General features: G+C 64.5%; 6 protein-coding genes. 2 read left to right on the top strand and 4 right to left on the bottom strand.

All coding sequences use genetic code 11. From position 1 onward, the window contains the following. Both PMI14_RS06665 and PMI14_RS06660 read left to right on the top strand, forming a co-directional pair. A partial coding sequence (locus PMI14_RS06665; protein WP_007851650.1) for an acyl-CoA dehydrogenase family protein occupies positions 1–953 on the top strand: 953 nt, incomplete at its 5' end. An 11-nt stretch (positions 954–964) separates the two neighbouring features. Further along, the gene (locus PMI14_RS06660; protein WP_007851648.1) at positions 965–1,855 is read left to right on the top strand and encodes a 3-keto-5-aminohexanoate cleavage protein; all 891 of its coding nucleotides are present in this window, start codon (positions 965–967) and stop codon (positions 1,853–1,855) included. A 47-nt stretch (positions 1,856–1,902) separates the two neighbouring features. Here PMI14_RS06660 and PMI14_RS06655 read toward each other — a convergent pair whose 3' ends face one another. The 4 genes from PMI14_RS06655 to PMI14_RS06640 all read right to left on the bottom strand — a co-directional run bounded on the left by PMI14_RS06655 (position 1,903) and on the right by PMI14_RS06640 (position 8,329). After that, entirely contained in the window at positions 1,903–2,451 is a 549-nt protein-coding gene (locus PMI14_RS06655; RefSeq protein ID WP_007851647.1) for a hypothetical protein, read from the bottom strand. Positions 2,452–2,587: 136 nt separating this feature from the next. Then, positions 2,588–4,150: a hypothetical protein gene (locus tag PMI14_RS34720; protein ID WP_007851646.1), complete on the bottom strand. Its 1,563-nt coding sequence runs from the start codon at positions 4,148–4,150 to the stop codon at positions 2,588–2,590. A gap of 189 nt (positions 4,151–4,339) precedes the next feature. Beyond that, the gene (locus PMI14_RS06645; RefSeq protein ID WP_007851645.1) at positions 4,340–5,875 is read right to left on the bottom strand and encodes a class I SAM-dependent methyltransferase; all 1,536 of its coding nucleotides are present in this window, start codon (positions 5,873–5,875) and stop codon (positions 4,340–4,342) included. A 108-nt stretch (positions 5,876–5,983) separates the two neighbouring features. Further along, entirely contained in the window at positions 5,984–8,329 is a 2,346-nt protein-coding gene (locus tag PMI14_RS06640; protein ID WP_007851643.1) for a tetratricopeptide repeat protein, read from the bottom strand. Positions 8,330–8,530: the final 201 nt, after the last annotated feature.

The following is an 8,530-nucleotide window of genomic DNA, read 5'->3' as shown; positions in this document are numbered from 1 at the left end:
GCCCCCTGCCGCTGTGGCAGGCCTTGTGCCGCTACGGCACCAGCGGCGGCGTGCTGGCCAGCCTGCTCTCGCACAACATCGGACTGCCACCGGTGCTGGCACATGGCAGCGATGCGGTGCGCGATGAGGTGATACCGCCCGTGCTGGCGGGCGAGCGCATTGCGGCCCTGGCCATCACCGAGCCTGGCGGCGGCTCCGACGTGGCGCAGCTGGCCACCACCGCGCGGCGCGAGGGCGACGAGTATGTGGTCAACGGCGAGAAGGTGTTCATCACCTCGGGCATGCGCGCCGACTGGATCACCGTGGCCGTGCGCACGGGCGAGGCCGGCAGCCGGGGCAGCGGCGGCATATCGATGCTGCTGGTGCCGGGCGACAGTGCCGGCCTGTCGCGCAGCCAACTTTCCAAGATGGGCTGGCTGTGCTCCGACACCGCGCACCTGCGCTTCGACAACGTGCGCGTGCCCGCGCGCTACCTGCTGGGTGCCGAGGGCGATGGGTTTCGCACCATCATGGGCAACTTCAATGGCGAGCGCTTTGGCCTGGCCGCATCGGCCCTGGGGTTTGCGCAAGCCTGCTACGACGAGGCCCTGGCCTGGGCGCGCCAGCGCAAGACCTTTGGAGCGCCGCTGGTGGCGCACCAGGTGATACGCCACAAGCTGGTGGACATGCAGATGCGCATCCACTCCACCGCCGCCTGGCTCGAATCGGTGGCCGCGCAGGCCGATGCAGGCCACACCGGCGCCGATTGGGTGGCCCAGGTCTGCCTGCTCAAGAACCACGCCACGCAGACCATGCAGTTCTGCGCCGACCAGGCCGTGCAGATACTGGGCGGCATGGGCTACATGCGCGGCACCGTGAGCGAACGCATCTACCGCGAGGTCAAGGTCATGATGATCGGCGGCGGTGCCGAGGAAATCATGAAGGACCTGGCGGCCCGCCAGCTCGGAATCTGAGGACACCCACCATGACGACGACCCACTCCGACAAAGCCATCATCACCTGCGCCATCACCGGCGTGCTGACCGATCCCACGCAGCACCATGTGCCCGTGACGCCCGAGCAACTGGCGCGCGAGGCACGCCGCGCGGTGGATGCCGGCGCCGCCGTGGTGCACGTGCACTTTCGCCAGCAGGAGGCGGGCAAGGGCCACCTGCCCTCGTGGGACCCGCAGGTGGCGCGCGACTGCGTGCAGGCCATGCGCGAGGAATGCCCCGGCCTCATCATCAACCAGACCACCGGCGTGGTAGGCCCGCACTACCAGGGCCCGCTCGACTGCCTGCGCGCCACCCGGCCCGAGATGGCGGCCTGCAACGCCGGCTCGCTCAACTACCTCAAGGTGCGCAGCAACGGCACCTGGGCCTGGCCACCCATGCTGTTCGACAACCAGCCCGCCAAGGTGAAGGACTTCATCGATGTGATGCTGGCGACCAACACCCTGCCCGAATTCGAATGCTTTGACGTGGGCATCGTGCGCTGCGTGGAGATGTACGTGCAGACCGGCATGTACACCGAGCGCCTGCCCGAGTACAACTTTGTGATGGGTGTCGAATCAGGCATGCCGGCCGACCCGGACCTACTGCCCATCTTGCTCAAGCTCAAGATCAAGGATGCCCCCTGGCAGGCCACCGTGATCGGCCGCCAGGAGATCTGGCCCGTGCACCAGCGCGTGGCCGAGCTGGGTGGCCACCTGCGCACGGGGCTGGAAGACACGTTCTACCTGCCCGATGGCAGCAAGGCCACGTCGAATGGGCCATTGATTGCCCAACTGGCCCAGGTCGCGCGTGATGCGGGGCGCAGCGTGGCCTCACCGCAGGAAGCGCGGGAGCTGCTGGGCCTGCACGCCGCCACCGCCTGATGGGGCTGGCCGAGCCGCCAGCAGCCCGGCAGCGACACAGACATCCCTCAGGCCAGCAAAGCCCCGGTGTCCACACCGACCAACTGCACGGCTGCAGCAGCGTCGGTCGGCTGGTGCTCCACGGCGGAACTCCAGCCTGCACTGGCCGCGAAGGCGCCCTTGGGCGAAGGGCTGCCGTTGGCCGAGTTGGTGGAGTACATGTACGACTCGGCAACCTCCTTGGCCCAGGCTGCTGCGGGGGCGTTGAAGACCTCCATGTCACCGGTGGCATGCTCCAGTCCCAGCAGGATGTGGCCCAGTTGCACGGCAACGATGCCCACATTTTCCTTGCCCACGGCGTCCAGGTACGACAGCAGCGCGCCCTGCACGCCCAGGTTGGACCCCAGGCCCATGTTGGTCGCGATCTGCAACGCCAGAGCCCCCGACGACAGGTGCTGGTAGTTGGCGCCAAACTGGAAGGCATAGTCCTGCCAGCTTTGCGGAGTGAAACCGGCGGCCATCTTCTGCTGGTAGAAAACGGTGCTCGAGGGGGACTGGTCGTTGAACGCGCGGTTCAGGATGGTGACTTCAAGTTCTGCAGAGAGGGCGACGGCCACAAACAGCTCCAAAAATGGTGAAACATCCGGAGCATAGAGCCTATGGACCCGCGTATACAAGAAAACATTGCTGATTGCTGCATGCAAGCGCCATCGCCGGGCCACCGAGGCGGCGTCCCGCCGCACCTGCAGCGCGCTACCCCGCCAAGCCGCCCAAGATCACGGTGTTACCCAGGGCAACACCCCGGGTGCCGGGTGGGGTCGCACTGCGGCGGTCGAATGCGGGGCCGTTGAACGATTGGTTCGTGACGAACTTTCCTGCGGTGGCCACGCGCACCTGGGCACCCGGCACGGCAGATTCCTGCGCGATGCCAAGGATGGAAGATGCTTGCGGTATCGAAACGGACAGGCGCACAGCTCCAAACGAAGGGGTCCCGACATTGACCCCAGCCACAAGGCCGTTGGAAAGCACCTCGAACCACGCATAGGACAACGCATAGCCCAGTGAGTCCACCGTGATTCCCTCGGTCATCGTCAACTCCGTGTTCCACCCAATGAGGTGGGTGGTGAACGCACCTGCCAGATACACCGCCATCAAAGGCCCGGTGCCTGGCCTGTCAAACAGCAGGAACGGGGTATTGCTGGGCACAGACGACTGCCGCAGACCATTGCCAGCGTTGTCGAATTCATACAGCTGCCCTCCCACCGTCAGCCAGAAGCCGCCAAACTGGCGTGGGCAGATGCACACCGTATTCGGCATGCCCGCAGCGCCTGTCGCTGCCAGCACGGTAGAAAGAAAGTTGCCCGCGGCGTCGTACAGGCGAACCGCAGCACTGGTATTGCTGCCAGGGTCTACAAACCCCAGGTTGCCATTGCTCAGTTCCATGGCGCTGCGTTCAAAGGGGCTTACGCTGCGGTTGGGCGAACCCAGTGCCAGGGTGGTCAAGCCTCCCTGTTGCGCGCCGTTGGCCGCAAAGCGGGCAAACTTGTAGGCGGCGGTGGCGGTGTACCGGTAGTAGTGCAGCACAAAGCCGCCTGAAGTCAGGGCGAGCACGCCAATGAATGTGGGCGATGCGCCGGCCTCCACGCCAACCTCAGCGCCTTGCAGTGCTCCTGCAGCGTTGAAGCGCTTGAAAGCAAAGTCATTGGAGCCACTCTTGCAGTAGGCCACCACAACGTCCCCCCCTGAAAGGGTGGCGACATTCCAGTTGGATACATCGCTGCTTGCAAGTGAAGCAACAGCCACTTCGGAGGCCACGATGCCCCCTGTGGTTGCCGAGTGGATTGCCAGCTTGAGCATTGCGCCTTCCGTCCACACAATTGCAAGGTTGTCAGCTCCAGCACGTGTAAGCCTAGCCCCTACAACTCCGACGCCAGTAGCAACCACCAATCGGGAGGAGATGGGAACCCGAAGAGCCCCGTAAATACGCAGATTGAGTCCTGTATCCGACTGCGCACCATTTCCGCTGTAGACCACCGCAAAATTGCCATGGTCCAGAGCAACTATCGAACGGAATATCTGGGCGCTGAAGCCGGTACGCCCCCATGCAGTACCGATGGTCTCCAAGGGAGTTGGTGTTACGAGCGGGGTGACACCGCTGGCAGCGTTCTGCAAGGCCAGCGGTACGCCGTCTGCGGCGCGCCGCACATACCCACCCGTTCCCAGCTTGGCATAGTCTCCAGCCGCCAGCACCGTTTCGGCCATGACCGTTACCACCTGGGTGTAGGCATCCACACCCGGTAAGAGATGACGTCCCATGCTGCACATTTCCTTTCCTGGGCATTGCCCGCAATCCGGGCACACCGCCCGTAAGGCAATGTCCACGACGGCGCGTGGCCTTGAAAGGAGGGGCATATATGCGGCACCGGGCCAAAGGCCCGATTTTGCTGCCCGCCATGCCTGGCAGGCGCGCAGACGGGTCGGCTACGCCCTGACACAGCGTCTCGGTCAGATCACCTGCAGAGCCTTCAGCATGGGCACCTGCTTCTGTGCGAAGGCATTGGCCATTTCCGTCAGCTCGGCCAGGTTTTCTTCCGGGGTTTCCAGCGCCTTGCCGGACTTGACCAACTTCTGCCCTTGCAAGCTCAGAATCTGCCACGCCAGTTGGGCCCACTCGGTCGGTTGCTTCTTGCCCTGGGCCAGGGCCAGCAAAAAGAACTGGTGCGTACGGCTGACTGCAATGCCACCGCCCGTTACCGGGCTGGCCAGAAAGCCCACATCGTTGCTGCCCCGCGACTGGTTGGCCAGCCAGGTGTTGAGCTTGTCGGTGGCCTTGCGCAGCTTGGGCGCCACCGCGTCGTCCTGCGCGGGGGCCAGGTGCCCGGCGCCAGCCAGCACCATCACGCTCTGCTGAATTTGCGCAAAACTGATGCCCTTGCCCTGCAGGGCCTGCTCAATTTGCCCCAGCGTGCGCGGCTTGTGGTCGGCCAGCAGGTCGAGCAGGGGGGCATAGATCGCTTCAGTCAGCGTGACCTCACCCACCCCGCCGGTCATCGTTAGGGAAATATCTGGGCGGTAGGCCACCAGCACCACCTTGATCAGGCGCAGCGCTTCGGCCTGGTCAATGGCATTGAGCTTGCGCGCGCCCTTAACCCAGTAGTCGCGCCGAAACTGCTGGTTGACGATGAAATCCCTCGTGCTCTCGCGCAGGTTGGCATCGGGAATACTCTTCAAAAATTGCTGCTGCTCGGCATTGAGGTTGAGCGCGTCGACCTGCTCCGACGGGTGGGCCGTGCAGGCAAACTGCAGCTTGGCGGGCTCCAGCCACTCGGCCATGGTGGCAAAGTGCATGGGTACCCAGTCGCGGTTGAAATACTCGTGCGCGAGGTACTGCTTGGGCATGGTCTTGAGGCGGGCCATGCGGTCCGCGATGCTGGTGTTCACCCGGCTGTAAAGCGGGTTGGTGGCCAGCAGCTTCTCGGCAAAATCCACTGCTCCGTCGATGCGGTTCAGGGTGCCATTGCCCTCGGCCCCCATCACGGCGGCATGCTGCGACAGCAGGTGGCGCATGGGCGCAAAGGCCGCCCAGCCGGGCAAGGTGTTGTAGCTGATGTACAGCACACCGCCCACCTTGAGCCGCGTGCGGATGAACTCCACAATCACGGCCCGGTTTTCGTCACTGATCCAGCTCCAGATGCCATGCAGCCCGATGTAGTCGAACTGCGGCAGGTCGGTGCGGCGGGCAAATTCATCAAAGGCCTGGTCGTACAGCCGTGCGCCGGAGCCCGACACCGCAGCCAATTGCTGTGCATAACCGGCTTGCGCCGGATTGAAGTCGGTACCATGCCACTCGATTACGCTGGCCGCCGCGTGCATGCCCACGCTCAGGCCCTGGCCAAAGCCGAGCTCGCAGGCCGTGCCCACTTCGGGGAACACCAGGCCCTGGTTCAAGAAAGCCAGTTTGACCCGCAGCGGGTTGAGTTCGGGATAGTAGCCGTAGGTATAGCCAATGTCGGCCACGTAGCCGGCGGTCCAATCTGACATGCGGTGCCACTCCTTGTTGAAGGCCTGCATTTTTACATGCGCCATCGGCGCCCCATGCGAGCCTGCAGCAACGGTACGTGCGCAAGCACCCTTCAACGCATCGCGGCATCAGGCCAAAAAGCCACTTTCAGCCCGCACGCCTTGACCACGGCTTTCGAGCATACGGGTGTACGCCTCCTCCACCGAGCGGGCAAAGCCGGCTTCGTCCATCAGGGGGCTGGCCACCATGGCTTCGCGCAAGCTGGCGCGCACCTGGGCCAGCCTGGGCAGGTCGCTGGCCAACGCCACCGCCTTGTCCACATACTCCTGCACGGTGTGAGCCACCCACTCGGGCCGCCCCACGCCCTGTAAAATGGCAGCGCCCAGGCGGCCAACTCCTGGCCGGTCGCTCAGCGTGACATACGGTACGCCCATGTACAAGGATTCAAGCAGGGTGGTGCCGCTGTTGTGGGGAAAGCAGTCCAGCGAAACGTCCACACTGCGCAGCACATCCCAGGGCGGGCTGTGAAATCCACATTGGATGCGCTGAACACCGATGCCCATTGCGGCAAATCTTGCCTGGGTCTGCCGCACCAGGTTGGCATCGCGCATGTTCTTGCTGTCGATGCGCAGCACCGACCCGGGCACGCGCAAGAGCACCTGGGCCCAGGCAGCGAACAGCTCGTCGTTGAAGCGAATCGAGCGGCTCAGCGTTGCAAAGGTGATGTGACCGGCCGCCAGCGCTGGCAAAGGCCCTGGATCGCCCATGCCCGCCGTAGGCCGGTAGACCAGAAATGGGCGGTCAAGCCGCCAAGCTTGCTCGGCAAAGTATGCATCGTCCTGTGCAGGTACGGCATGCGTGTCGGTCAGAAAATAATCGATGGCAGCCAGTCCTGTGGAAGAGCCAAACCCCAACCAGCTCATCGCCACCGGCGCTGGCTTGAGTGCAAACACATCGAGCCGGTTGCCCCCCGTGTGGCCAGAGAGATCCACCAGCACATCCACGCAGCTGTTGCGCACCTGTTCAGCCACCTCATGGTCGGTCATGCCCTTGGTGAAATGCCAGTGGTCCACCATGGTTTGGTAAACCGGCAATACCTCCGCAGGGCCTGAAAGATTGGCAAAGGCCGATACCTCGAAGCGCGTGTGGTCATGGTGGGCCAGCAGGGGCTGCAGGAAGAGACGCACCGGATGCTGCGTGAAGTCAGCCGATACATAGCCGATATGGATGCGCCGCTTCTCGGCTTGCGCAAGCCGTGGCGGCGCTGCGGCGGCAGGCAGTGGCGTTGCTGCGCCGAAGCACTGGGTCGCGAACGCCTGGTACTGCTCCAGAATCTGGTGTGGGGTTTTGAACGGATGGTTGTTCAGCGCAAACAGCCACTTTCCCCAGTACTTGCGCTCATGCGGCCTCGCGGACAACACCTCCATGAACAGCGTTTCGCTGGCCCCGTGCTCTCCCATGGTGGCATGCAGGGACGCCAGCTCGACCATGGCATCCAACCTCTGGGCCTGGGTCGCCGCGGGGGATGCCACGGCTTCGGAGAGGTAGCGCCGCGCATCCGCCAGGGCCTGGGTCTCATGGCACAACAGGCCCATGGCCATGAGCCCCGTGGCATTGCCTGCTTCGAGGGACATCGCGTGCCGGAAGGCCCCCACTGCCTCGTCCAGCCGGGCCTGTGCGCGCAGCACATTGCCCAGGTTGATCCAGCCGTTGACATCGCGCCCCTGCAGCGCCAGCTTGCGGCGTATCAGCGCCTCGGCCTCGGCCAGCAAGCCCAGATTCTGGCTGGCAATGCTGAGGTTGTTGAGCACCATGGTGTCCTCGGGCTGCAGCGCAAGCGCTTGCGACAAAGCGGCATGGGCCTGCCGGTGCGCGCCCAGCTCCAAGAAGACGGCGCCCAATGCCGACTGCGCCTGCGCGGGCGGGTGGCCGTGGGCCAGCGCCTGCTCCAGCGGCGCCTGCGCCTGGGCATAGTGGCCCAGGCCCATGCGTGCAATACCCAGATGGAACCAAGCCTGGCCAAAGCATGGTGCAAGGTATACGGCCTGCTCAAAAGCCTTTTGTGCGGGCTCGAACTGCCCCTGGGTGTACAGCACGTCCCCCACCTTGTTGGACAGCACTGCGAGTGCCGCCTGCGACTGGCTGGTCGGCGGCGTTGCCGCAGCCACCAGCTGCAAGGCCTGTTGAAATGCCGCCAAGGCATTGTCCAGTTGACCGAGGTGGCGCCGCACATCACCCAGCGTGGTCCAGGCCTGTGCATTGCCGGGCTGCAGCTCGCACACCCGCTGGGCTGCTTCGAGCGCCATCGCGCCATCGCCCAGTGCGAAGGCAGAGCGCGCCAGCCAGCCCCAAGCGACCGCATCCTCGGCCTGCAACCCCACGTGCGCCTGTGCCTGGGCCAGGCACTGTGCGAATTCGCGCTGTTGCGCGAGCTGTGCCAGGCGGTCGTGGATCGGATGGGCGGCTGAGGACATGGCGTGGAATCAAACGGCGGGGTGCACAGCGTACCAGCGTCTGCGGCCGGCTTGGAGCAGGCCTCGGCACCCTGCCCCATGAAAAAGCCCTCCAGACTTGCACCTGGAGGGCTTTGAAGAAAGCAGCTTGCAGCGGCTCAGCGGTAGGCTATGCCTTGCAAACGGCTCTCTTGGCCGATCAGGCCACGGTCCACGAAGCGC

It is taken from the genome of Acidovorax sp. CF316 (genome assembly GCF_000276605.1).
GTDB lineage: Bacteria > Pseudomonadota > Gammaproteobacteria > Burkholderiales > Burkholderiaceae_C > Acidovorax.
The sequence above is the reverse complement of the archived record's forward strand: the minus strand, read 5'-3'. Positions and strand labels throughout refer to the sequence as shown.